The sequence below is a fragment of the Streptomyces sp. NPDC046977 genome, assembly GCF_040644455.1.
Classification (GTDB): Bacteria; Actinomycetota; Actinomycetes; order Streptomycetales; family Streptomycetaceae; genus Actinacidiphila.
On record NZ_JBEYWO010000004.1, the window covers coordinates 351094 to 372238 of the forward strand.

19 protein-coding genes and 1 pseudogene are annotated in these 21145 nt (G+C 73.5%); 5 read left to right on the forward strand and 15 right to left on the reverse strand.

Annotation, left to right across the window (positions count from 1 at the left end; genetic code table 11):
- Both ABZ883_RS08875 and ABZ883_RS08880 read right to left on the reverse strand, forming a co-directional pair.
- The coding region (locus ABZ883_RS08875) for a response regulator transcription factor (RefSeq protein WP_360904078.1) at positions 1–605 on the reverse strand (605 nt) is incomplete at its 3' end.
- Entirely contained in the window at positions 605–1894 is a 1290-nt protein-coding gene (locus ABZ883_RS08880; protein WP_360903811.1) for a sensor domain-containing protein, read from the reverse strand. The genes ABZ883_RS08875 and ABZ883_RS08880, both read right to left, overlap by 1 nt.
- A 199-nt stretch (positions 1895–2093) precedes the next feature.
- Here ABZ883_RS08880 and ABZ883_RS08885 point away from each other — a divergent pair, with 199 nt between their 5' ends.
- From ABZ883_RS08885 to ABZ883_RS08895, 3 genes are all read left to right on the forward strand, one after another.
- Entirely contained in the window at positions 2094–2831 is a 738-nt protein-coding gene (locus ABZ883_RS08885; RefSeq protein WP_360903814.1) for an ABC transporter ATP-binding protein, read from the forward strand.
- Positions 2825–5278: an ABC transporter permease gene (locus ABZ883_RS08890; protein WP_360903817.1), complete on the forward strand. Its 2454-nt coding sequence runs from the start codon at positions 2825–2827 to the stop codon at positions 5276–5278. Before ABZ883_RS08885 ends, ABZ883_RS08890 begins: the two co-directional genes overlap by 7 nt.
- 201 nt (positions 5279–5479) lie before the next feature.
- Complete coding sequence (locus ABZ883_RS08895; RefSeq protein ID WP_360903820.1) at positions 5480–6352, forward strand: NAD(P)-dependent oxidoreductase; 873 nt, start codon at positions 5480–5482, stop codon at positions 6350–6352.
- A 12-nt stretch (positions 6353–6364) separates the two neighbouring features.
- Here the strand turns inward: ABZ883_RS08895 and ABZ883_RS08900 are convergent, their stop codons facing one another.
- The 6 genes from ABZ883_RS08900 to ABZ883_RS08925 all read right to left on the reverse strand — a co-directional run bounded on the left by ABZ883_RS08900 (position 6365) and on the right by ABZ883_RS08925 (position 13627).
- Entirely contained in the window at positions 6365–7924 is a 1560-nt protein-coding gene (locus ABZ883_RS08900; RefSeq protein ID WP_360903823.1) for a 4-hydroxyphenylacetate 3-hydroxylase N-terminal domain-containing protein, read from the reverse strand.
- Positions 7925–8109: 185 nt separating this feature from the next.
- The gene (locus ABZ883_RS08905) at positions 8110–9357 is read right to left on the reverse strand and encodes a glycosyltransferase (protein WP_360903826.1); all 1248 of its coding nucleotides are present in this window, start codon (positions 9355–9357) and stop codon (positions 8110–8112) included.
- Positions 9358–9382: 25 nt separating this feature from the next.
- Positions 9383–9940, reverse strand: a complete 558-nt coding sequence (locus ABZ883_RS08910; RefSeq protein WP_360904081.1) for an HAD family hydrolase — start codon at positions 9938–9940, stop codon at positions 9383–9385.
- A 280-nt stretch (positions 9941–10220) separates the two neighbouring features.
- Positions 10221–10559 (reverse strand): STAS domain-containing protein, encoded by a 339-nt coding sequence (locus ABZ883_RS08915; protein ID WP_360903829.1) that lies wholly within the window; start codon positions 10557–10559, stop codon positions 10221–10223.
- 454 nt (positions 10560–11013) lie between these two features.
- Positions 11014–11403, reverse strand: coding sequence for a hypothetical protein (locus tag ABZ883_RS08920; RefSeq protein ID WP_360903832.1), 390 nt, complete (start codon positions 11401–11403; stop codon positions 11014–11016).
- Positions 11404–11521: 118 nt separating this feature from the next.
- Positions 11522–13627: a SpoIIE family protein phosphatase gene (locus ABZ883_RS08925; protein WP_360903835.1), complete on the reverse strand. Its 2106-nt coding sequence runs from the start codon at positions 13625–13627 to the stop codon at positions 11522–11524.
- A gap of 224 nt (positions 13628–13851) precedes the next feature.
- Between ABZ883_RS08925 and ABZ883_RS08930 the strand changes: the two are divergent.
- Positions 13852–14011: pseudogene (locus ABZ883_RS08930) on the forward strand (ABC transporter permease); the annotation flags it as partial.
- A gap of 83 nt (positions 14012–14094) precedes the next feature.
- Here the strand turns inward: ABZ883_RS08930 and ABZ883_RS08935 are convergent.
- From ABZ883_RS08935 to ABZ883_RS08965, 7 genes are all read right to left on the reverse strand, one after another.
- A complete protein-coding gene (locus ABZ883_RS08935; protein ID WP_360903838.1) occupies positions 14095–14568 on the reverse strand; it encodes an ATP-binding protein in 474 nt (157 codons plus the stop codon).
- 104 nt (positions 14569–14672) lie between these two features.
- The gene (locus ABZ883_RS08940) at positions 14673–15182 is read right to left on the reverse strand and encodes a hypothetical protein (RefSeq protein ID WP_360903841.1); all 510 of its coding nucleotides are present in this window, start codon (positions 15180–15182) and stop codon (positions 14673–14675) included.
- Positions 15183–15277: 95 nt separating this feature from the next.
- Entirely contained in the window at positions 15278–16219 is a 942-nt protein-coding gene (locus tag ABZ883_RS08945; RefSeq protein WP_360903844.1) for a DMT family transporter, read from the reverse strand.
- 118 nt (positions 16220–16337) lie between these two features.
- On the reverse strand, positions 16338–17555 hold the full coding sequence (glgC, locus tag ABZ883_RS08950; RefSeq protein WP_360903847.1) for a glucose-1-phosphate adenylyltransferase: 1218 nt from the start codon (positions 17553–17555) through the stop codon (positions 16338–16340).
- 80 nt (positions 17556–17635) lie between these two features.
- On the reverse strand, positions 17636–18802 hold the full coding sequence (gene glgA / locus ABZ883_RS08955) for a glycogen synthase (RefSeq protein ID WP_360903850.1): 1167 nt from the start codon (positions 18800–18802) through the stop codon (positions 17636–17638).
- A gap of 127 nt (positions 18803–18929) precedes the next feature.
- Entirely contained in the window at positions 18930–19613 is a 684-nt protein-coding gene (locus ABZ883_RS08960; RefSeq protein ID WP_360903853.1) for a 1,4-alpha-glucan branching protein, read from the reverse strand.
- A 101-nt stretch (positions 19614–19714) separates the two neighbouring features.
- The gene (locus tag ABZ883_RS08965; RefSeq protein ID WP_360903856.1) at positions 19715–20287 is read right to left on the reverse strand and encodes a type 1 glutamine amidotransferase domain-containing protein; all 573 of its coding nucleotides are present in this window, start codon (positions 20285–20287) and stop codon (positions 19715–19717) included.
- A 346-nt stretch (positions 20288–20633) separates the two neighbouring features.
- Between ABZ883_RS08965 and ABZ883_RS08970 the strand changes: the two genes are divergently transcribed.
- Positions 20634–21107 carry an SPW repeat protein gene (locus ABZ883_RS08970; protein ID WP_360903859.1) on the forward strand — a complete coding sequence of 158 codons (474 nt, stop codon included), beginning with the start codon at positions 20634–20636 and terminating at the stop codon, positions 21105–21107.
- Positions 21108–21145: the final 38 nt, after the last annotated feature.

Below are 21145 nucleotides of genomic sequence, written 5' to 3' on the forward strand. Positions count from 1 at the left end.
AGGACCCGGCGGTGGGTCTCGTCGGCCGGAGGGAGGTCGAGTTTGGAGAGGATGCTGCCGATGTGCTTGCCCACGGCCGCCTCGGAGACGACCAGTTCGCGGGCGATCGCCCCGTTCGACCTGCCCTCCGCGACCAGCGCCAGGACCTCCCGCTCGCGTGGGGTGAGCCGCTCCAGCGGACCGCGGCGGCGGCGCAGCAACTGCCGTACGACCTCGGGATCCACGACCGTGCCGCCGGCCGCGACCTCGCACAGCGCCTCGACGAACTCCCCGACCCGGCCGACCCGGTCCTTGAGCAGATACCCGAGGCCCGTTCCGTCGCCGGAGTCCAGCAGTTCGGCGGCGTAGGCGCGCTGCACGTACTGGCTGAGGACGAGGACGGGGAGGGCGGGCCGGGTCTGCCGCAGCCGCACCGCGGCCCGCAGGCCCTCGTCCTGGAAGCCGGGCGGCATGCGGACGTCCGTCACCACGATGTCCGGGGAGTGCTCGTCCACGGCTGCGAGCAGCGCGTCGGCGTCGCCCACGGCGGCCACGACACGGTGCCCGAAGCGGTCGAGCAGGCCCGTCAGCCCCTCCCGCAGCAGCACGCTGTCCTCGGCCAGCACTACGCGGAGGTCTCGGTCCACTCGCAAGGAATCTCCACACGCAGCAGGGTCGGTCCGCCGGGCGGGCTGGACAGTGAGAGTCTTCCATCCAGTACGGAGACCCGGTCGGCGAGCCCGGTCAGCCCGCTGCCCGCACCGGGCTCGGCGCCGCCCCGGCCCTCGTCCCGCACCTGGAGGACGAGCCGCCCGTCGCGGTGCCCGCCGCTCACCTCCGCACGGTCGGCGGCGCTGTGCCGGGCGACGTTGACGAGGGCCTCGCGCACCACGAAGTAGGCGGCGGCCTCGACCGCGCGGGGCAGCCGTCCGGGCAGTTCCAGGTCCACGTCGACAGGGACGGCGGAGCGGTCGGCGGCGTCGGCGACGGCCGCCTCCAGGCCGAAGTCGGTCAGGACCCGCGGGTGGACGCCGTGGATGAGTTCGCGCAGTTCCTCCAGGACCCTGCCCGCCTCCTCGTGGGCCCTGGCGAGCTGGTCGGCCAGGGGGCCGGGCGGCGCGTCGAGGCGTGCCAGGCCCAGGGCCATGGTCAGGGCGACGAGGCGCTGTTGCGCCCCGTCGTGCAGGTCGCGCTCGATCCTGCGCCGCTCCGCCTCGAATGCGTCGACCAGGCGCACGCGGGACCGGGTCAGTTCGACGATCCGGGCGCCGGGATCGCGGTCGCCCGGGGCGACGAGGAGCCGGGTGAGTCCGGCACGTGCGCCCGCGGCGACGCCCATGACGTACGCGCCGAGCGCGAGCAGCACCAGCCCCAGCACGGCCGCGCCGCACGCCGCGGGCCATGTGGTGACCGTCCACTGCTTGAGCACCTTCACCTCGTGCCCCTCACCGACGGTCGCCATCAGCACCGGGGCGGCGACCAGCGAGAGCGGGACGGCCAGTGCGACGGTGACGACGAGTGCCTCCACCGGCCACAGCAGTCCCGCCAACAGGACGGCGTAGCCGAGTTCCCGCCAGGTCGCCCGCTCCCGCAGTCGCGTCGTCAGCCAGGCCCACAACCCTCCTTCGGCGGGCGTCACATGGGGCCCCGGTGCGGGCTCACGGTCGATCAGGCGCAGCCTTCCCCGCTCCAGCACGGCGACGGGAAGGCCCGCGAGCGCGGTGAGCACGAGCAGCGGCAGGCCCACGAGCACGACGGCGAGCGCCGTCCCGGCGGCCGCCGCGGTCACGATCCCCACGAGGGTGACGGCGCCCGCGACCACCCCGGTCAGCAGATACGCCAATGAGCGCCACGGCCACGCGGACAGCAGGAAGCCGCGTCCGGACATCGCCTGCCACACATTTCCGGGATGCATGCGGATCACCGTAGGCCCCGTGTGCGGGCCGGACCATCGGCCCAGCGCGAGGAACGGGGGTATGCCTGGCCCCACCCCGACTCTCGCCCCTGCCTCAATGCGCCACTGCCGCTCGGCGGGATTTCGTGGAGTCACCCGGGAGACGCCGCGCCCCGGAACACCCCGCGGGGGGAGATGCGGCCCGAACGAAGGGGGACACATGAACGACGACGCCATCAGAATGCGCTCCGTCAGCAAGCGCCACGGCTCCGGGGACAGTGCCGTGACGGCCCTGGACGAGGTTTCGCTCGCTTTCGTCAGAGGCACCTTCACCGCCGTCATGGGACCCTCCGGCTCTGGCAAGTCGACCCTGCTCCAGTGCGCCGCGGGCCTGGACCGGCCCACCTCGGGCTCGGTGCTGCTCGGCGACACCGAGCTGACGGGGCTCGGCGAGACCCGGCTGACCCGTCTGCGCCGCGAACGGATCGGCTTCGTCTTCCAGGCGTTCAACCTGCTGCCGTCGCTGACCGCCGAGCAGAACGCCGCGCTCCCGCTGCGACTCGCGGGCCGTCGGCCCTCCCGTGCCAGGGTGCGCGAAGCCCTACGGCTGGTCGGCCTGGGGGACCGTGCCGGGCACCGGCCCTCGGAGTTGTCCGGCGGGCAGCAGCAACGGGTGGCCCTGGCCCGCGCGTTGATCACTCGCCCGGAGGTGCTTTTCGCTGACGAACCGACCGGTGCCCTGGACTCGCGGGCCGGCCGTGAGGTGCTGAACCTGCTGCGCGGCATGGTCGACCACGAGGGCCGGACCGTCGTGATGGTCACCCATGACCCGGTGGCCGCCGCCTGCGCGGACCGTGTCGTGTTCCTCGTCGACGGCCGCGTCCACGGCGAACTGGCCGCGGCGAGCGCGGACGACATCGCCACGCGGATGACCGGGCTGGAGGCCGTGCCGTGCTGAGCCTCGCCCTGAGCACCCTGCGCACCCGTTGGGTCACCTTCGCCGGCACCTTCGTCGCGCTGTCACTGGGGGTCGCACTGCTGGCCGTGACCGGACTGGTCCTGGCCTCCTCCCAGGACGCGCCCGAACGGCGGCCCGAGCGTTTCGCCGCGGCGCCGGTCGTGGTCCGTGGGCAGGACGCCCTGCGCGTGAGCACGCCAGGGGGTGTGCGGACGCACGCGCTCGCACAGCCGCGTGGCGTGCCCGTCTCGACTCTCGCCCTGCTGCGGGGGCTCGGTCCGGTCGTCGAGGACCGGTCGTTCCCGGTCCGGGCCGAGGGCGGACCCGCTGACCTTGTGGGACACCCTTGGTCCACCGCTGCGTTCGCCCCCTACGTGCTCACCGCGGGACGCGCGCCCAGCGCGGACGACGAGGTCGTCGTGACCGGTGGCTGGGCCGTGCCGGGCACGCGTGTGCGCACCGACCGGGGAACCGTCCGCGTCGTGGGCGCCGTGTCGGAGCGTGGTTTCGAGCACGCCGTCTTCTATACCGACGCACGTGCCGCCCGGCTGTGTCCCGTCAGCCCGCAGGCGGTGGTCGACGCGGACGCCACCCCGGTACGGGAGGCGGTCCGCGGCAGCGGCGCCCGGGTACTCACCGGGAACGACCGGCGCTACGCCGACGCCGATCCCGGCCGCGACGGCGAGGCGGTGACCGCGATGAACGCCCTGTTCGGCACCGCCGGCGGCGTCACCTCCTTTGTGTCGGTGTTCGTCGTGGCCTCCACGTTCGCCTTCTCGGTCGCCCAGCGCCGCCGCGAGTTCGGGCTGCTCCGCACCGCGGGCGCCACTCCCGGCCTGCTCCGCCGGATGGTGCTGGCCGAATCCCTGCTGGTCGGCGTGCTCGCCGCGACGACGGGCTGCCTGCTCGGGGCGTACGCGGCGCCGCGGCTGGCCGCGTCGGTGGTCGACAACGGACTGGCACCGGACTGGTTCACCGTCAAGGACCACACCTGGCCCTACCAGGCGGCCTTCTGGACGGGCCTGCTCGTCGCCCTCGGCGGTGCTGCCGCGGCCTCCTGGCGGGCCGGCCGGACCGGCCCCGTGCAGGCGTTGCGCGAAGCCTCCGTCGACCCTGGGGCGATGACACGGGGCCGGTGGGTGTGGGGGGCCGGGCTGCTGCTGACCGCTGTGGTGACCCTCGGTGCCGGCCTGGCCGGCGACCCCGGCGACCTTCTGCACCGCAAGACGTACGTGAGCCGCCCGCTGCTGCTGATCACGGCGGCCGCCCTGCTCGCGCCCGTCGTGGTGCGTCCACCGGTCCGCCTCCTCGCTCGCGTGTCCGGCCGGCTGCCCGGTGCCGTCGGCATGCTGGTGGGCGAGGGCGCCGCAGCCGGGGTGCGCCGCACCGCCGCGGTCGCCGCGCCCGTCCTGGTGATGGTCGCCCTCACGGGATCACTGCTCGGCAGCACCGCCACCCTCGACGGGGCCAGGGCCGTCGAGATACGCCAACGGACCACCGCCGCCTACGTGGTCACCGTCCCGGACGGTGCGGGCTTCGACGCGCGGACCCTGCGACGGCTGCGCGGCGTGCCCGGGGCGCAGGTGTCGCCGTCCGCGGCGAGCGAGGTGTTCGTCCTGGAGGACGGCCCGGCATTGATCAGGTCCGAGGCGCGGGCAGCCGACCCCGAGGCCCTCGCCGCCACCACCCGGCTGCCGCTCGTCGCGGGGAACGCGGCCGATCTCGACGACGGGTCGATCGTCGTGAACGAGGAATGGGAACGGCACTCCATCGGCGGGCGCGTCCAGGTCTGGCTCGGGAACGGCACCAGGAGGACGCTGCGCATTGCGGCGGTGATGCCGGTCGGCACGGGCGGCAACGGTGTCTGGGTCACCCCCGCCAACGCCCCCGGTGCCCTCGTCGACCGAGTGGACGTGGCCCTGGCGAAGGGCGCGGATTCCGGCGAGGTGAGTGCCCTGCTGCGCAAGGCGGTCGAGCCTGCCGGCGGCCGCGTGCTCACCCGGGACGAATGGCTTGCGGCAGCCCGGCCGGAGAACGACCGTACGACGTGGCTCGGCTTTGTACTCGTCCTCGGCATCGCCCTGCTCTACACAGCTGTCTCCCTGGTCAACACCACGGTGATGGCCACCTCCGACCGGGTGCGCGAGCTGGCCGTGCTGCGGCTGGCCGGGGCCACGCGTCGGCAGGTGCTGCGGCTGGTCGGGGCCGAGTCCCTCGTGGTGGTCGCCGTGGGGACACTCCTGGGTCTGGCCGTGGCCGTACTCAACCTCGCGGGAATGCGGTGGGCGCTCGCCCTGCTGTCGGTGAGCGCTCCGATCGAGCTGCCCTGGGCGGCTGTCGGGGCGGCCGCGGGCGCGTGCGCGGTCCTCGCCGTCCTCGCGTCGACCGTGGGGGCCGGACTCGCGCTGCGGCGTCCCGCGGTGGCACTCGCGGGAACGCGGGAGTGAGCCCTTGCCGGGCGCGGTGTCCGCCCAGGGAGGCCGTCCGTGGGCGAAGGCGGTCAGGGGCGGTTCCCGCGCTGCCCGACACGGGCTGTGGGTCCCGCAACGTCGCAGCCCTGTTTCGGGAGATATGTCCATCTCTCTGCTAGCCTCGCCCCCTGTCCGTCGGCGGGCCGCCGCTGCGACCGTGGAAAGGACTGATCCCCCATGCGTGTTCTGGTCGCGGGTGCCACCGGAGCGGTCGGGCGGCTGCTCGTTCCGCTGCTCCTGGAGTCCGGGCACCAGGTCACAGGGATCTCCCGCACGCCCAAGGGCGCCGAGAACGTACGTGGCCAGGGCGCGTCGGCCGTGCAGGGCGATGTGTTCGACCGGGACGGTCTGCGGCGGATCGTGGCCGCGGCCGCGCCCGACGCGGTGGTCCACCAGCTCACCGACCTGTCCGGCGCCGACGGCGAGGCGACCAACCGGCTCCGCCGGGAGGGCACGCGCCACTTGGTGGACGCGGCCGTGGCCGCCGGCGTCACCAGGATCGTGGCCCAGTCGATCTCCTGGGCGTACGCGGCCGGAGAGGGGCCGGCCGACGAGTCCGAGCCGCTGGACATCGGCGCGCCGCAACCGCGCGGAGCGCTGGTCGACGGCCTGCGGGCGCTGGAGGACGCGGCGGCCGGCATGGACACCGCGGTGGTGCTGCGCTACGGCGTGCTGTACGGCCCCGGCACCTGGTACGCGCCGGGCGGTGCCGTGGCCGCGGCCCTGGCCGGCGATCCGTCCGCGCGGTTCCTCGGGAGCATCGAGGCGGATCTGTCAGTGAGTTCGTTCCTGCATGTCGCCGATGCCGCACGGGCCGCCGTCGCCGCCCTCGACTGGCCCTCCGGGCCGGTCAACATCGTGGACGACGCGCCGGCGCCGGCCCGCGCGTGGCTGCCGGTCCTGGCGGACGCCCTCGGCGTGCCCGCACCGGTCGCGACGTCGGGACGGCAGGACTGGGCGCGGGGCGCCTCCAACGCGCTGGCCCGCTCCCGGGGATGGCGGCCCGGGTACGCGACCTGGCGCACCGGCTTCGCGGCGCAGGGCGCCTGATCCCGCCGGGGTTCAGGCGCCGCCGATGACGCTCACGTCGTCGGGGTCGATCAGGTCGGGGGAGAGCCAGCCGTCGAGGTCGTACTCGGCCAGGCAGGTGTCGGCGAAGCCGCGGTAGGCCTCGGTGAGGCCCGTCGCGTCCTGCGCGGTGAGGATGTCCAGCCGCACCGCCTCGTGGTTGCCGCTGTAGCTGCGCTCGTACACCTCGTGCCGGCCGCCGAACTCCGTGCCGACGGCGTCCCACAGGAGTTTCATGACCTTGGCGCGGTGCACGGCGTCGTAGCCGTTCGAGCCGCGCATGTAGCGGTCGAGGTAGGTGCGGACGTCCGGGTTCTTGAAGTCGGCGGCGTGCGAGGTGAGGTAGATCAGGCCGCTGCCGAGGTCCTGTTCGACGATCTCCCTGATCCGGGGGTACCCCTGGGTCATGAACCAGCGGTAGGACAGGCCCGCGTTCAGGTTGGGCAGCACGCTGCCGCCCACCCACGGGTCGGGGTTGTGCGCCATGGAGTCGGTGAGCGCCCACATCAGGTTCCGCCAGGCGAGCACCTCGCCGACCCGGGTCCGCACCCCGCGGAAGTCCGAGGTCCCGGTGATGTCCAGGGCCTTGAGGAGCAGCCCGGCCAGGAACTCGATCTTGACCGCCAGCCGGACGCATCCCTGGAAGGCGAAGCGCGGCAGGAAGCCCGACGCGGGCAGGAAGGCGTCCGCCTTCTCCGGGTCGCCGTGGACGAACACGTTCTCCCAGGGCACGAGGACCTTGTCGAGCACGAGGACGGTGTCGTTCTCGTCCAGACGGCTGGACAGCGGATGGTCGAAGGGGCTGCCGGTCACCGCGGCGTTCATCGCGTACGAGGGCCGGCAGATGAGCTTCGCCCCCGGTGCGTTCAGCGGGATCGCGCAGACCAGCGCGTACGCGGGCTTCTTGAGGGGCAGGCCGGAGTGCGCGACGAAGCTCATGTGCGTGGTCGCCGATCCGGTGGCCACGACCTTGGCGCCGCTGACGACCAGTCCGTTGTCCGTCTCCTTCTCGACGTGCACGAACACGTCGGCCACCTCGTCGGGAGGCCGGTCGCGGTCGACGGGCGGATGGATGATCGCGTGGTTCCAGTACAGGACCTTCTCCTGCGACTCGCGGTACCAGCGCCGGGCGTTGTCCTGGTAGGGGGCGTAGAAGTCCGCGTTCGCGCCGAGCGTGCCGAGGAACGCCGCCTTGTAGTCGGGGCTGCGGCCCATCCAGCCGTACGTGAGCCGGGCCCACGCGGCGATGGCGTCCCGGTCGCCGACCAGGTCCGCCGCGCTGCGGGCCGCGCGGAAGTAACGCATGGTGCGCCCGTCGCTGCCGGTGTCGGTGGGGCAGGTGAGCACGGGCCGGGCGGCGGGGTCGTGCAGCGCGTCGTACAGGCGGGCCGCCATGCGGACGGTGTTGCGGAACGCCGGGTGCGTGGTCACGTCCCGGACGCGCTCCCCGTACAGGTAGATCTCCCGGCCGTCGCGGAGACTGTCCACGTACTCCTCCCCGGTCAGCGGGCGGGTGACGCGGATCGCGGCCGGGTCGCCGGCGGGAGCGGTCATGCGCAGGCCCCGTCCGTCGCCGCGGGGTGTGCCGTCGCGCCGACACCCATCGGCTGCCCCTTTCGTCGCGTGCCCGGCGCCCTCGAAGGCCGCACCCGCGGGCTGGACGTAAGCCGCTTATTACGTAAAAACCCACCAAACCGCCAGGCAGCGGCGCTGTCAAGGGAGGGCGTACGCAGGGGCGGTCATGCGGGCGTCACGGCCCAGGCCACCTCGTCGGGGACGAGCACCCCCTGGTAGACCCGCTCGGTCATCGCCGCCACCCGGGGCCAGGCGAAGCGGGTCAGGGCACGTCGGCGCCCGTTCGCCCCGCACACCCTGCGGGTGCCGGGAGAGGCGAGCAGCCCGCCGACCGCCTGTGCCAGGGCGGCGTGGGAGTGCGGCGCCACCAGGCGCCCCGTGCCCGGGTCGGCCACCGTGTCCAGGTGGCCGCCCACCGCGCTGGCCACCACGGGCCTGCCGCAGGCCATGGCCTCCAACGGCACGCTGCCGAACGGCGCGTAGTCCGCGGGGCAGACCACGACGTCCGCGCTGCGGATCAGCGACGCCACCGCGGTGCCGGGCACGCCGCCGGTGAACCGGACCCGGTCGCCGACCCCCATGTCCCGTGCCAGGTCGAGCAGCCGGCGCACCTCGGGGTCGCCCCTGAGGCGGTCCGCGGCCGGACCGCCGACGACGACGAGCTCGGTCCCGGGCAGCCGGGTCAGCGCCGCGACGGAGACCGCGATGCCTTTGCGCGCCGCCAGCGGGCCCACTTGGAGCAGCCGGTGGTGTGCGGGGCCGCGCTGGGCGGCGAGGCCGATCGGGGTGAACCGATCGGTGTCCACGCCCCGGGGGACGACGCTGATCCTGTGCACCGGAATGCCCATCTGCGCCAGTTCCCCGACCTCCTCGCGGCAGACGGCGATCACCCGGTCGCAGGCCAGGCCGAGTTCGGTCTCGCGGACGACGAGGTCGGCCCGGTGGGCGCCACCGGGAGTCGCCTCGTACCGCCGCGTGACCGTGCCGAGGGCGTGGAAGGTGTGCACCAGCGGAATGCCCAGCTGACCGGCGGCCCGCAGCGAGGCCAGGCCCGACATCCAGAAGTGCGTGTGCACGATGTCCGGTTGCCGCAGGCGCCAGGCCCGGGTCAGGGCGCGCCCGAACTCCGCCATGTGGGGCAGCAGTTCGTGCTCGGTCAGCGGACGCGGCGGCCCGGCGGGGACGTGGTGGACCTCGACGCCCTCGCACAGCGGCACCGCGTCCGGCAGGCCCGGCGCGTCGCGCCGGACGTGCACGGTCACCCGGTGGCCCCGCCCGGCGAGGGCGGCGGCCAGCCGCACGACATGGGTGTGGGGCCCGTCGCCGTCCGGTCCGCCCGGCACGGCCAGGGGGCTCGCGTGCTCGGAGACGAGCGCGATCGCCATGGAGTCGGCTGTGCTGCGGCCGTTCATGGGCGCACCTCCCGTCCCGTCGGGCTCACCGTGCGGGCTCCGGCAGCACCAGGCGTACGGCCTGGAGCAGGTCGGAAGCGAATACCTCGGCCTCCCGGACCTCCTCGGGCAGGGTGACCGGGGTGGGGACGAGCACCCCGCGCGCGCCCGCGGCCCGGGCGGCGGCCGTGTCGGCGCCGATGTCGCCGATGACGGCGGCCTGCGCGGGGGGTATGCCGAGCCAGTCGCAGGCGGCGAGCACCAGGCCGGGCGCGGGCTTGCGGCAGTCGCAGACCTCGTCCCAGTGCGGGCAGACCGCCCACAGCGCGAACGGCCCGAGCAGGTCCTCCACGCGCCGCTGCACCGCGACGACCTGACGCCACGTCAGTACGCCGCGCCCCACCCCCGACTGGTCGCTCACCACCCCCACCGGGATCCCTTGCGCCCGCACGGCCGCCACGGCCTCGCGGGCGGTCGGCATGGGGACGACGCGTGCCGGGTCGCCGTTGTAGGGCACGTCCACGACGAGGGTCCCGTCGCGGTCGAAGAGCACCGCCTGCGGGAACCCCACGGGGGGCTCGGCGGGCACGGCTCCCGGGAACAGCCACGGCCCGGGGGAGGGCAGCGGGGGGCCGTGGGTGTTCCAGGTGCCGAAGCGGCTGGTCACGGCCGGACCGCTCGCGGGCGGCGAGGGGTGCGGCCGGGGGCGGGAGGATGGTTTCCGGGGAACGGGGAAGTGCGTGCCATTCGATCTCCTCCCGTCGGGGCGGATACCGGTCACACGAGGCGGAAGCCTCTCAACACCATCCGGTCCCGCCCGCCCGGGGGCACCTTCGCCTACGCCGATCGGGTGAATGTCAACGGTGCGGCGGGCGCCGGGCCCGCTACGGTGCCCAGGCCTGTGCGGTCCGGGCGGCGGGCTCGACCTCGACGACGGTCTCCAGGCCGACGAGCGTCACGAGGCGGCGGGGCTGGCCCTGCACCCCGTGGAGGGCGAGATGGACGCCCTCGGGGGCGAGCCGCTGCCGCAGCCGGAGGACGAGGTTCACCCCGGACGAGTCCATGAAGGTCAGTCCGGCCAGATCCAGGACGACGGAGGTGCAGCCGTCGAGATCGAGCGCGTCGCTGACACGCGAGCAGCTGTCGATGTCCATCTCGCCGGTCAGACTGAGGGTGAGGCGATCGGCGTGACGCTCGGGTTCCACGGTCAGGGCGGTGGTCATGGTTCCTGCTCCTTCGGGGGAGCCGGAGCCCATCGCGGCATCTGTCGGGGTCGACTGCCGCCATCCGCGTGCATACCGGCGCACACGGAGTCCAGTAAGTGGCCCGTACCTTTCCGCCGGCCGGGAAGCGGCCGGGAGGACGGCGCGGAACGAGTACCAAACCAGGCTGATGTCCCCTCACCCTCCCACCGCGGACCCGGGCGGGCCAGGGCCGCGATCCGCGGAAAAGCACCGGTCGCGCGCCGGGGAGGGACCGTACCCCCGCCCCCCGCCTGCGGGTTCACCGGGGCGCGGGGTACGCAGGGCGTCGCGTCCTCTCCGGGGCATCCGCACACTTCCCGCACGCCCCGTTCACGCACCCGCCGCAAGTCGGCGCCGGCGCCGGGCCGGAACCCGGCACGCGGCGCGGGCCTGGTTGGCGGGGCCCGCCGGTCAGGGCCCCGGCCCGCGGAGTTCAGGCGCTCGGCGTGCCGCGCCGCGGACGCGGTACCCGCGGGCGGCGCGCCCGCCGGCGCCACCAGGGGGTGGCCGGCCAGGTCGCCGCGAGCAAGGTGGCCCCCCACGCGGCCCCGAACGCCCACAGCAGCGGACCGTCCTTGGTCGTCGCGGCCGCCAGCAGCAGGGCGAGGCTGACCCCGCCCAGGAAGGTCACCAGGAGCGCGCGCGGCCACCGGGCGAAGCGCGCCGCCGCGTCCCGCCGGCGGGTGTGCAGCCGCATCGTCCGCAGGCGCCGGGCGAGTTCGCGGTCGCGCCGCAGCAGGCCCTCGATCCCGTTCAGCGCACGGACTTCCTCGACGCTGAGTGCGCAGTCCTCCCGCATCGACGCCTCCACGGCGGGTGCCACGGGGTCCGGGCCGTCCGGCCACCCGGCTCACTTCTACCCCCGGACCGCCCCCTGAGCGGGCCCACGGCGCGATTGACCGGATCGCGCCGTCCGCGGCCGGGCGTGCGGCCGTCCGTCCTCAGCACGGCGTCGTCGTGGCCGGCGGGCGGGGCCGGGAGCGCGCGATGAGCAGGGCGACGTCGTCGCGGCACCCGGGCAGGCGCAGTTCGGCGAGGAGCCGGTCGCAGGTCTCCTCCACCGAGCGGTCCTCGCAGTGCAGGAGGTCGACCAGCACGGAGAGGCGTTCGTCGATGGGCTGGTCGCGCGTCTCGACGAGTCCGTCGGTGTAGAGCACGAGCGCGTCGCCGAGACCCAGGCGCACCACGGTGTTCTGGAACGGCACACCGCCCACGCCGAGCGGAGTGCCCGTCGGCAGGTCGAGCAGTTCGGGCCGTTCCCCGTCGCGCACGACGATCGGCGGGAGGTGGCCGGCGTTGGCGACCCGGCACTCGCCCCGCTCCGGGTCGAAGACCGCCAGCACGCAGGTGGCGATGGAGTGGTCGGCGTGCTCCCGACCCTGGATGATCTTGTCCAACTCGCCCAGGATCTGCGCCGGTTCGAGGTTGAGGACGGCGAGGGTCGAGGCGGCGGTGCGGAGCCGGCCCATGGTCGTGGCCGCCGGCACCCCGCTGCCCATGACGTCGCCGACGACGAGAACGGCCTTGCCGTCCTCCAGGGCGATGACGTCGTACCAGTCGCCGCCGACCTCGCTGCTGGCCTGCGCCGGACGGTAGCGGGCGGCGACTTCCAGACAGGGGTGGCAGGGGCGCAGCTGCGGCAGGAGGCTGCGCTGCAAGGTCTCCGCGGTGCTGCGCAGGCGCTGGTGCAGCCGGGCGTTGTCGATGCACACGGCGGCGCGGGAGGCCAGTTCCCAGGCGACGGTCACGTCGTCCTCGTCGAAGGGCTGCGGATCGCGCGCACGCCCCAGCCCCAGGACCCCGAGGACCCGGCCGCGGGCGATGAGCGGCACCGCCATGGCCGTGTGCATGCCCGCCTCGGCGAGGTCGGCCGCCTCGTCCTCGTCGCGGCTGACGCGCAGCAGGTCCCCGTCGCCGAGGTGCGTGATCAACTGCGGACGGCCGGTGCGCACGCAGAGCGCCGCCAGGTGGGCGGGCGGGTACGTCACGACGGTCTCCGGTTCCACGGCCAGACGTGCCGCCCGCGTGGAGTGCGTGGTCTTGGAGGCCAGGGTCCGGAAGACCGGGGCATCCTCCGCGGGCTCGGTGTCCTGCTCCTCGAGAACGGCGCCGAGCACGTCCACCGCGGCCATGTCGGCCGGTTCCGGGACGACGACGTCCGCCAGCTCCCGCGCGGTCTGCACCACCTCCAAGGTGGTGCCGAGCCGGGCCGAGCCGTCCGCGATCAGGGCGAGGCGGCGGCGCGCCCGGTCGGCCTCCAAGGTCGCGCTGTGCCGGTCGGTGACGTCGACCACGGAGCACGCGACACCCAGCACGAGTCCGTTCTGGTCCTCCAGCCGGTAGAACGAGACGGCCCAGGCGTGGTCGTGGTCCGGGTCCGCGGCGGTGCGGCCGACGACGTACCGGTCGACGACGGGGACGCCGGTGTCCAGGACCTCCCACAGCGTCCGCTCGGCCTGGCGGAACTCGGCCCTGGGCAGCACCTCCCGGAAGGCGCGGCCCATGTGGTCGTCCTCTGCGAGGCCGTGCATCCGGGCCAGCGCGGGGTTGACCGACAGGTACCGCAGGCCGGTGTCCATGACCGCCAGGCCGATCGGCGACTGCTCGACCAGCTGGTAGGCCAGGGCGAGGCCCCGCTCCATCGTCTGCAGCCGCGACCGGTCGGTGGCCAGCCCCAGCGCGTGGGAGCCGCCGGCGCTGTCCGACAGCCGTACGTTGCGGAACTCCACCAGCCGCGTGCTGCCGTCCTTGCAGCGGATCGGGAACGCGCCGGCCCAGCTGCGGCCGGTCTCCATCACCTCCGCGAACAGCCGGACCGCGGCGTCCTGGTCCTGAGGGTCCACGAGCAGCAGCGCGGCGTACTGTCCCACGGCCTCGTTCGCCGGGTAACCGAACAGCTCCTCGGCCTGGGGGCTCCACATGTCGATGCGGCCGCCGTCGTCCAGCAGGACCGCCGCGACGCCGAGGATGTCCATGAGCCCGCTGGGGCCCAGCGCCGCGGCCTCGGGATGGCCCACGTCGAGTGGCCGGCGATCCACTTCGCTCATCGTGGGCTCTCCTTTCGCCCCACCCGAGCGGCGGCCGCGGGCCGGAGTCCGGCCGTGCCGTGCGGCGGCCGCCCGTCGCTGCGCGCCTGCTCGGAGGCGCGCGACCGCGTGCGTGCCGATGACGTTCTCCGGCTCGCCTACCCGCGGGCCGTCCGGCTGAGTCATTTACGCGGCGGAGGTGGTCCGCGGCGCCCCGAGAACCCCTTCGAGATCTCGAGGCCTCCGTCTCCCGGCCTTCCGACGCGTTGGCGGCGAAACAGGCCCGCGACAGGACGTTCGGCGCCCTGCTGCCCGCCCTCGGCGCGGTCGCGCTGCTGGTCGGATGGGTGTGAGCGGCGGTCCGAGATCGGCCTGCGCCGCGCCCTGGGCTCGACCAGGGGGCAGACTGGGCGCGGCGGCGACCCCGGGCTTCGCCGTCTCGCAGCACTGGCCCTCGGTCATCCCCCTGCGGGGCCCGGTACGGGCGGTCAGGGGTGGCGGCCCGCGATGTCCCCGTCCGGGGCGTCGGCCAGCACGATGCGGGCGGTGATGCGCTTGCCCACGGGCTGCCGGTGGACCTCGAAGCTCTGGCAGACGGCCATGATGATCTCCAGGCCGTGCTGGCCGACCCGGTCGGCGTCGGCGGCCCGGGCCACCGGGAGCGTCGTGTCGCTGTCCCACACGGTCACCTCGACCGTGCCCTCGCTGATCTGCAGGGTCAGCAGGCACGGCCCGGGGGCGTACTTGCGGGCGTTGGTGACCAGCTCGCTGACCACGAGCTGGACCGTCACCATCACCCGGTCCGAGACCGGCAGTCCGTGCACCGCCTGCACATCGGTGAGGAAGTCGCGTGCGAGGTCGCGGGCCTCGGCGATCTGCTCACTGCCCTCGTAGGCGGCGGTCACCGCGATCGGCCGCGTGTCCGGACAGGTCCGGTCACCGCCGTGTACAGCCTCGTGCATCCCGTCCGCCTCCGTGCCTCTTCCACACCTGCTCCGATGCGTGTGCCCCGAGGGGGCACGATCACACCTGGCGATTTCCGGCGACGTTACGGGACGCGGGCAGGTCAGTGGCTGCGGGTCCGGGTGCGGGGCCGGTCCGCGGCCCGGTCGCCGGTTTTTGCCGCGTCCGCCGCGGTCCGCCGGGCCACGGCCTGGCCGCGCCGGAACAGGGCCATACTGGCCAGCCCGAGGACGATGAGGGCGGCGCCGGTCACGATCTGGCTCAGGTACGCCAGCCCCGCCCCCGAGTCCTCGCCGAAGTAGCCGAACGCGAAGGGCGCCGCCACCAGGCACGCGCCGCAGAAGACGGTCAGGATGTCGCTGCCCGCGCCGCGTGTCCTCGATATACGCGAGAAACCGTTCAGGATGAGGACGGTGGCGAAGACCAGGTCCACCATGCGCGCGCCGTTGGCGATGGGCGTGTTGGGGTAGGCCAGCGGCCAGCCCGCCACGAAGAGCCATCCGCCGATCAGCAGGACGGGCACGGTGAGCAGCGAGTCGCGGATGTCGACGATGGACGCGTCGTAATGGGGCTCCACGAGGGGCCGGACGGGGGGACGGTTCGCCACGGACATGGTGCTCCCTCCTGCGCGTCGCCCGGGGGCGACCGGCGGGGGTGTGGATGTCGGTTCCATTTTCGTGCACCGCGACCGGAACGTCCTGTCGGCCGTCAGCGCGCGCCCGCGGCCCGCCCGTCCGGGCCGTTCCCGCCGCCCTTCCCGCCGTGCTTCTCGCCGTCCGACGCCTCCGGTCCGACGAGGGTGTGAATGAGCGGAACGCGGACGAGGATCAGCGCGCCGCAGATCACCAGCAACGCGCCGAGCAGCATCGGCAGGATGTACCAGCCGCCGCGCAGCCGCTCCTCGAAGACGGTGACGCCCAGCGCGAGGCTCACCGTCGCGTCCCCGAGGGTGAGCGCGGGCTGCGAGGCGACCAGGGGCCCCGACTGCATGGCGTTCTCCAGGAGGAAGACGGCGGCGACCCCGACGAGGGCGAATCCGTAGGTCTGCCACGCGGTGAAGAAGGCCCCGGGGCCCTCGTCGTTCCAGACCTGCGTGGCGTCCTTCAGCAGTCCCGCGGTCAGCGCGTAGCAGATGGCCGCGCTCGCTCCGAAGCACGTGGCGCGCACCCGCCCCTCCGGGCGGCGGGCGGCGACCGCGACGAGCAGCAGGACGGCGGCGACGCAGGCCGGCAGGGCCGCCGCCCACAGCGCGGGACGCGGCTGGTTCACCCCGCCGCTGGGCGACGCCGCCCACAGGCCCACGCCCAGCCCGACGACCATGCAGGCGATGGCGGCCCAGCCCCGCGGCGGCAGCCGCCGGCGCAGCACGATCCCCGCGAGGAACATCGCGAACGGCAGCTCCAGGACGAAGAGCGGCTGGACGAGGGTCAGCTCGCCGTTGAGCAGGGCCAGGGCCTGGAACGCGGCCGCGGCGATCACCGCGCCGAAGCCGACCAGCCACACCGGCTTGCGCAGCAGTTCCCCGATGAGGGCGAGCCGCAGCCCCGTGGCGAGCGGCACCGTGCGGGCGGCGTAGCGCTGCAGCACGGTGGCCAGCGCGTTGCTGAGCGCCGCGAGGAGCGCGAACAGCACGGCAAGGACGGTCTGCACCCGGGGATCTCCTTTGCCTCACCTCCCACGCCGATCCCAAAGTAATCGCTGACTTCCGTCCGGCACGTGTGCGACGCGTCGGGCGCCGCGCGCGGATCCGGGCCCGCCCGGAGCGGGGTCACAGCACGCGCTGGCCCTTGCCGAGGGCGACGATGCCGTTGGCCGAGGCGTGGTACAGCTCGCGGTCGCGGTCGGGGTTGACGCCGATCGTGGCGCCCGGCGGCACGGTGATGTTCTTGTCGAGGATGGCCCGGCGGACCACCGCCCCGCGGCCGATGCGCACGTTGTCGTGGAGGACCGACCCCTGGACGACGGCGCCCTCCTCGACCACGACGCCCGGGGACAGCACGGACTGGGTGACCTGCCCGGAGATGATGCAGCCCGGGCTGACCATGGACTCACTCGCGATGCCCCCGGCGACGAACTTGGCGGGCGGCAGTCGCAGGGAGTGGGTGTAGAGCGGCCACTGGTTGTTGTAGAGGTTGAAGACCGGGTTGATCGAGATCAGGTCCAGGTGGGAGTCGTAGTAGGCGTCCAGGGTGCCCACGTCCCGCCAGTAGCCGTGGTCGCGGGCGGTCTCGCCGGGGACGTGGTTGTCGTCGAAGTCGTAGACCTGCACCTGCCCCTTGTCGGTGAGCAGGGGGATGATGCTGCCGCCCATGTCGTGCACCGAGTCGTCGTCCTCGGCGTCCTGGTGGAGGGCGTCCAGCAGCACTTTGGTGGTGAAGATGTAGTTGCCCATGGAGGCGTAGACGTGGTCGGGGTCGCCCGGCAGGCCGGGCGGGTCGGCCGGCTTCTCCAGGAACTCCTCGACGCGGATGCCGCCGGCCGCCGGGGTGATGATGCCGAAGGACGACGCCTGGTCGCGCGGGACGCGTATCCCGGCGACCGTGGCGCCCGCGCCGTTCTCGATGTGCTGGCGCAGCATCTGACGGGGGTCCATCCGGTACACGTGGTCGGCGCCGAAGACGACGATGTAGTCCGGCTGCTCGTCGTACACGAGGTTCAGGGACTGGAAGATGGCGTCCGCGCTGCCGAGGAACCACCGCGGGCCCAGCCGCTGCTGCGCCGGGACCGGGGTGACGTAGTTGCCCAGCAGATTGGACATCCGCCAGGTGGTGGTGATGTGCCGGTCCAGGGAGTGCGACTTGTACTGCGTCAGCACGCAGATGCGCATGATGTCGCCGTTGACGAGGTTGGACAGGACGAAGTCCACCAGCCGGTAGGCGCCGCCGAAGGGCACGGCCGGTTTGGCGCGGTCGGCGGTCAGCGGCATGAGCCGCTTTCCCTCCCCGCCCGCGAGAACGATTCCGAGCACTGAAGGTCCGCCGCGCATCGCTTCCCCCTACCCCTGGTCCGTCGCTGTTCCCGCGTTCCCCGCGTTCCCTGCGTTCGCCGCGTTCTTTGTCTGCCCGCTCACCCGAGGGTCCGCTCGTACACGTCCACCGTGCGGCGGGCCACCGCGTCCCAGCCGAACTCGGCCACCGCGCGCTCCCGGCCCGCCGCACCCATCCGGGCGGCGGCGGCGGGGTCGCCGGCGACGGCGTTGACGGCGGCCGCCAGGCCCTCCTCGAAGCCGGCCGGGTCCTTCTCCTCGTACGGCACGAGCACCCCGGTCACGCCGTCCCGCACCACCTCCGGGATGCCGCCGACGGCCGAGGCGACGACCGCGGTACCGCAGGCCATCGCCTCCAGATTGACGATGCCCAGCGGCTCGTACACCGACGGGCACACGAACACTGCCGCGTGGGTGAGCAGTTGCACCACCTCCGGGCGCGGCAGCATGCCCGGGATCCAGACCACGCCCCTGCGGGACTGGCCCAGTTGCTCCACCAGGTCGCGGAACTCCGCGTCGATGGCGGGTGTGTCGGGGGCGCCGGCGGCCAGCACGAGCTGGATGTCCGGGTCCAGGCCGCGGGCGGCGCGCAGGAGATGGGGGACGCCCTTCTGCCGGGTGATGCGCCCGACGAACAGGACGTACGGGCGGGTCGGGTCGATGCCGTGGGCGTGCAGGACGGTCTCGTCCGGGTCGGGGCGGTACAGCCGCGTGTCGATGCCGTTGTGCACGACGTGCACGCGGGACGGGTCGAGGGACGGATAGGACTCCAGGATGTCCGCGCGCATGCCGTGCGAGACCGCGACGACGGCGTCGGCCGCCTCGATCGCGGTGCGCTCCGCCCAGCCGGACAGGGCGTATCCGCCGCCGAGTTGCTCGGCCTTCCAGGGACGCAGGGGTTCGAGCGAGTGGGCGGTCATCACATGGGGGATGCCGTGCAGCAGCTTGCCGAGATGACCGCCGAGGTTGGCGTACCAGGTGTGCGAGTGCACCAGGTCGCGCCCGGTCAGGGCGGCGGCCATCGACAGGTCGACCGACAGGCTGCGGAGCGCCTCGTTGGCCCCGGTGAGGCCGCCGTCCGCGGCGTGCCGGAACACCCCGGCCGGGTCGTCCGCGCCGGACCCCGCCCAGCAGTGCACCTGAAGGTCCGTCAGAGCCCGCAACTCGCGGGCGAGGAACTCGACATGGACGCCGGCGCCGCCGTACACGTCCGGTGGGTATTCGCGAGTGAGCAGGGCCACCTTCACGGGCGCCTCCAGATTGCGTCGCCGTGTCGGGACATCCCTGCCCCGCGGAACGTCGTTCGACCCGCATTGTGCGCCGCCGCCGTGGATCTGGGGAGAGGGCAGGGCGTTCCCGGCCCGCTCCGGCGGGCTACTCGGAGGGTGTCCCGTCGTGGACGGTGACGAAGACGGCGCGGGCCTCGTCGCCGCCGGTCAGCCGCCAGCGGGCGTCGACATGCCCGAGGCCGCCGCGGCCCTGCGCCCCGGGGTCCGCGACCGGGCGCAGCGCGCGGACCACCCGCAGCACCAGCCTCCCGTCCGCGCCGCCGTCCAGGAGCACGTCCGTGGTGCCTTCGGGGCCGTGCGCCGCCGTGCGGGGAGCGGGGGCCGGGATGCGTGCGGGTCCTGTCCAGGAGCGGCCGACGGTGGGATCGCGGGTGTCGCTGACGCTCTGTGCCTGCGCCTCGGCCTCACCCCGCACGAAGGCCGTCAACTGGCCGACGAGCACCGGGTCGTGGGTGCCGTCGTACACCCAGCGCGTGCCCAGCACGCCGTGCTCCGTGGTGCCGATCAGTGCGTGCTCGGCCCCCGCCAGCGGGGCCCCGCGGTAGCTGAGCGGCACGTGGTACGCCGCCTCGTCACCGTCACCGCCGGCGTCGGTGACCACCATGAACTCCAGGCCGACCTCGCCCCGGGGGTCGTCCAGCCGGAAGCCCCCCGCCCTGGTCAGTTCCGGCAGGCGGTCCGCTCCCGCGTACCACGGCTGCCCGGGGAGCCACTGGGTGAGCAGTTCCAGTTTGGTGGGCGACAGCGTGGTGCGGTGGATCAAGGACATTCCCGTGGAACCTTCCCCTCGGCGAGCGCAGTCCGCGCAGTCCGCTCATCGTGTCATCGGCCCCACGGGCGGGGAGGGGACCTGGAAGGGAAGGTGCCGGTTCAGCGGCCGGTGCCGATCAGCGCCTTGTCGACCTCCGTGACGAAGGCGTCGAGATCGTCCGGCGTACGGGAGGTCACGAGGGTCCAGCCGCCGGTCCTGTCGCTCACCACGGGCTCGTCCACCCAGGACGCGGCGCCCGCGTTGCCGATGTCGGTCCGCAGCGACGCGTACGAGGTGAGGGTCTTGCCCCGAACGGCATCGGCCTCCACCAGCGCCCAGGGGCCGTGGCAGATGGCGGCCACGGGCCGTCCGGAGGAGACGAACGACCGGACGATGCCGATCGCTTCCTCGCTCTGGCGGAGCGCGTCGGCGTTGATGGTGCCGCCCGGGATGAGGAGCAGGTCGAAGTCGGCCGGGTCCACCTTGTCGAAGGTGGTGGTCGGCCGCACGGTCCTGCCCGGGTCCTTGTCTCCGACGAGGGTGACGATGGGCTCGTCCAGGGCGGCGGCGATGGTCACCTCGGCGCCTTCGTCGCGTACGTGCTCGGTGGGGACGACGAGTTCGTCCTGCTCCACGCCGTAGTTGGTGGCGATCGCCAGGACGCGGTGACCGCTGAGGGGATGGTCGGCCATGGTGGTGCCTTTCCTGAGTGCCGCGGCTGCGGTTGCCTGGACGAACGGCGTCTGCCCGGCCCCCTGTGCAGAAAACGTACGTAATGAAACCTTTATCGCGTAGATGCCGAATATTGGCATATGCCCAACCGGTCGAGGGTCGCCGGCCGAAGGCCGCTTTCTGCCGGGCTCTCCGCGTCGAAACCGGTGACCGTACGTGATGTCTGCCGAGCCTCGCGTGATCATTGGCCCTGACTTCACCTCGTACCGGCGTGCCCACGCCAATCCATGTCGATTCGGACGACTCAATTGCCCCAACAGGGGTATTTGATGGTCGAAAAGCCCGAAATGAGCGGAGATGGTTTCGATGGCCTACACGCGACCGAGCATCGAGGAGCACCCGGACCTTCTTGAGCTCCGCGCCGAGTACGAGCGGACGACAGCGACCAACCGGGGGCAGGCGATCGAGGCCATGGGCCTGGTCACAGGCACCTACCTGGCCGCGTCTCCATGGATCGTCGGCTTCAACGGCCTGTCGACGATAGCGGTCGCCAACCTGATCGCCGGCGTCGCGTACGCCCTGCTGATGGGCGGTATCGGGCGGGGGTTCGAGCGCACGCACTCCATGGCGTGGGCCGCGGCGATCATCGGTCTGTGGACGATCATCTCGCCGTGGTGCATCGCGGGAAGCGTCGCCACCACCCGCACGATCACCAACAACGTGGTCGTCGGCGTGATCATGCTCGTCCTCGCGCTGGCGGCGGCGACGATGCGTCCCGGCACGAAGCGCATGCGCCGCGAGGTGCCCGACCCCACGCCGGGCGGCGGCCGGCGCATCTGAGCGGCATTCCGCAGGAACCCTGCCGGGCGGTTCCCTGG

What these genes read in the sequence shown, in the direction of transcription:
- ABZ883_RS08970 (WP_360903859.1), top strand. Translation starts at nt 20,634, where the DNA reads ATGGCCTACACGCGACCGAGCATCGAGGAGCACCCGGACCTTCTTGAG.
- ABZ883_RS08965 (WP_360903856.1), bottom strand. Translation starts at nt 20,287, where the DNA reads ATGGCCGACCATCCCCTCAGCGGTCACCGCGTCCTGGCGATCGCCACC.
- glgC (WP_360903847.1), bottom strand. Translation starts at nt 17,555, where the DNA reads ATGCGCGGCGGACCTTCAGTGCTCGGAATCGTTCTCGCGGGCGGGGAG.
- ABZ883_RS08935 (WP_360903838.1), bottom strand. Translation starts at nt 14,568, where the DNA reads ATGCACGAGGCTGTACACGGCGGTGACCGGACCTGTCCGGACACGCGG.
- ABZ883_RS08900 (WP_360903823.1), bottom strand. Translation starts at nt 7,924, where the DNA reads ATGACCGCTCCCGCCGGCGACCCGGCCGCGATCCGCGTCACCCGCCCG.
- ABZ883_RS08880 (WP_360903811.1), bottom strand. Translation starts at nt 1,894, where the DNA reads ATGCATCCCGGAAATGTGTGGCAGGCGATGTCCGGACGCGGCTTCCTG.
- ABZ883_RS08915 (WP_360903829.1), bottom strand. Translation starts at nt 10,559, where the DNA reads ATGACCACCGCCCTGACCGTGGAACCCGAGCGTCACGCCGATCGCCTC.
- ABZ883_RS08960 (WP_360903853.1), bottom strand. Translation starts at nt 19,613, where the DNA reads ATGTCCTTGATCCACCGCACCACGCTGTCGCCCACCAAACTGGAACTG.
- ABZ883_RS08905 (WP_360903826.1), bottom strand. Translation starts at nt 9,357, where the DNA reads ATGAACGGCCGCAGCACAGCCGACTCCATGGCGATCGCGCTCGTCTCC.
- ABZ883_RS08885 (WP_360903814.1), top strand. Translation starts at nt 2,094, where the DNA reads ATGAACGACGACGCCATCAGAATGCGCTCCGTCAGCAAGCGCCACGGC.
- ABZ883_RS08925 (WP_360903835.1), bottom strand. Translation starts at nt 13,627, where the DNA reads ATGAGCGAAGTGGATCGCCGGCCACTCGACGTGGGCCATCCCGAGGCC.
- ABZ883_RS08895 (WP_360903820.1), top strand. Translation starts at nt 5,480, where the DNA reads ATGCGTGTTCTGGTCGCGGGTGCCACCGGAGCGGTCGGGCGGCTGCTC.
- ABZ883_RS08940 (WP_360903841.1), bottom strand. Translation starts at nt 15,182, where the DNA reads ATGTCCGTGGCGAACCGTCCCCCCGTCCGGCCCCTCGTGGAGCCCCAT.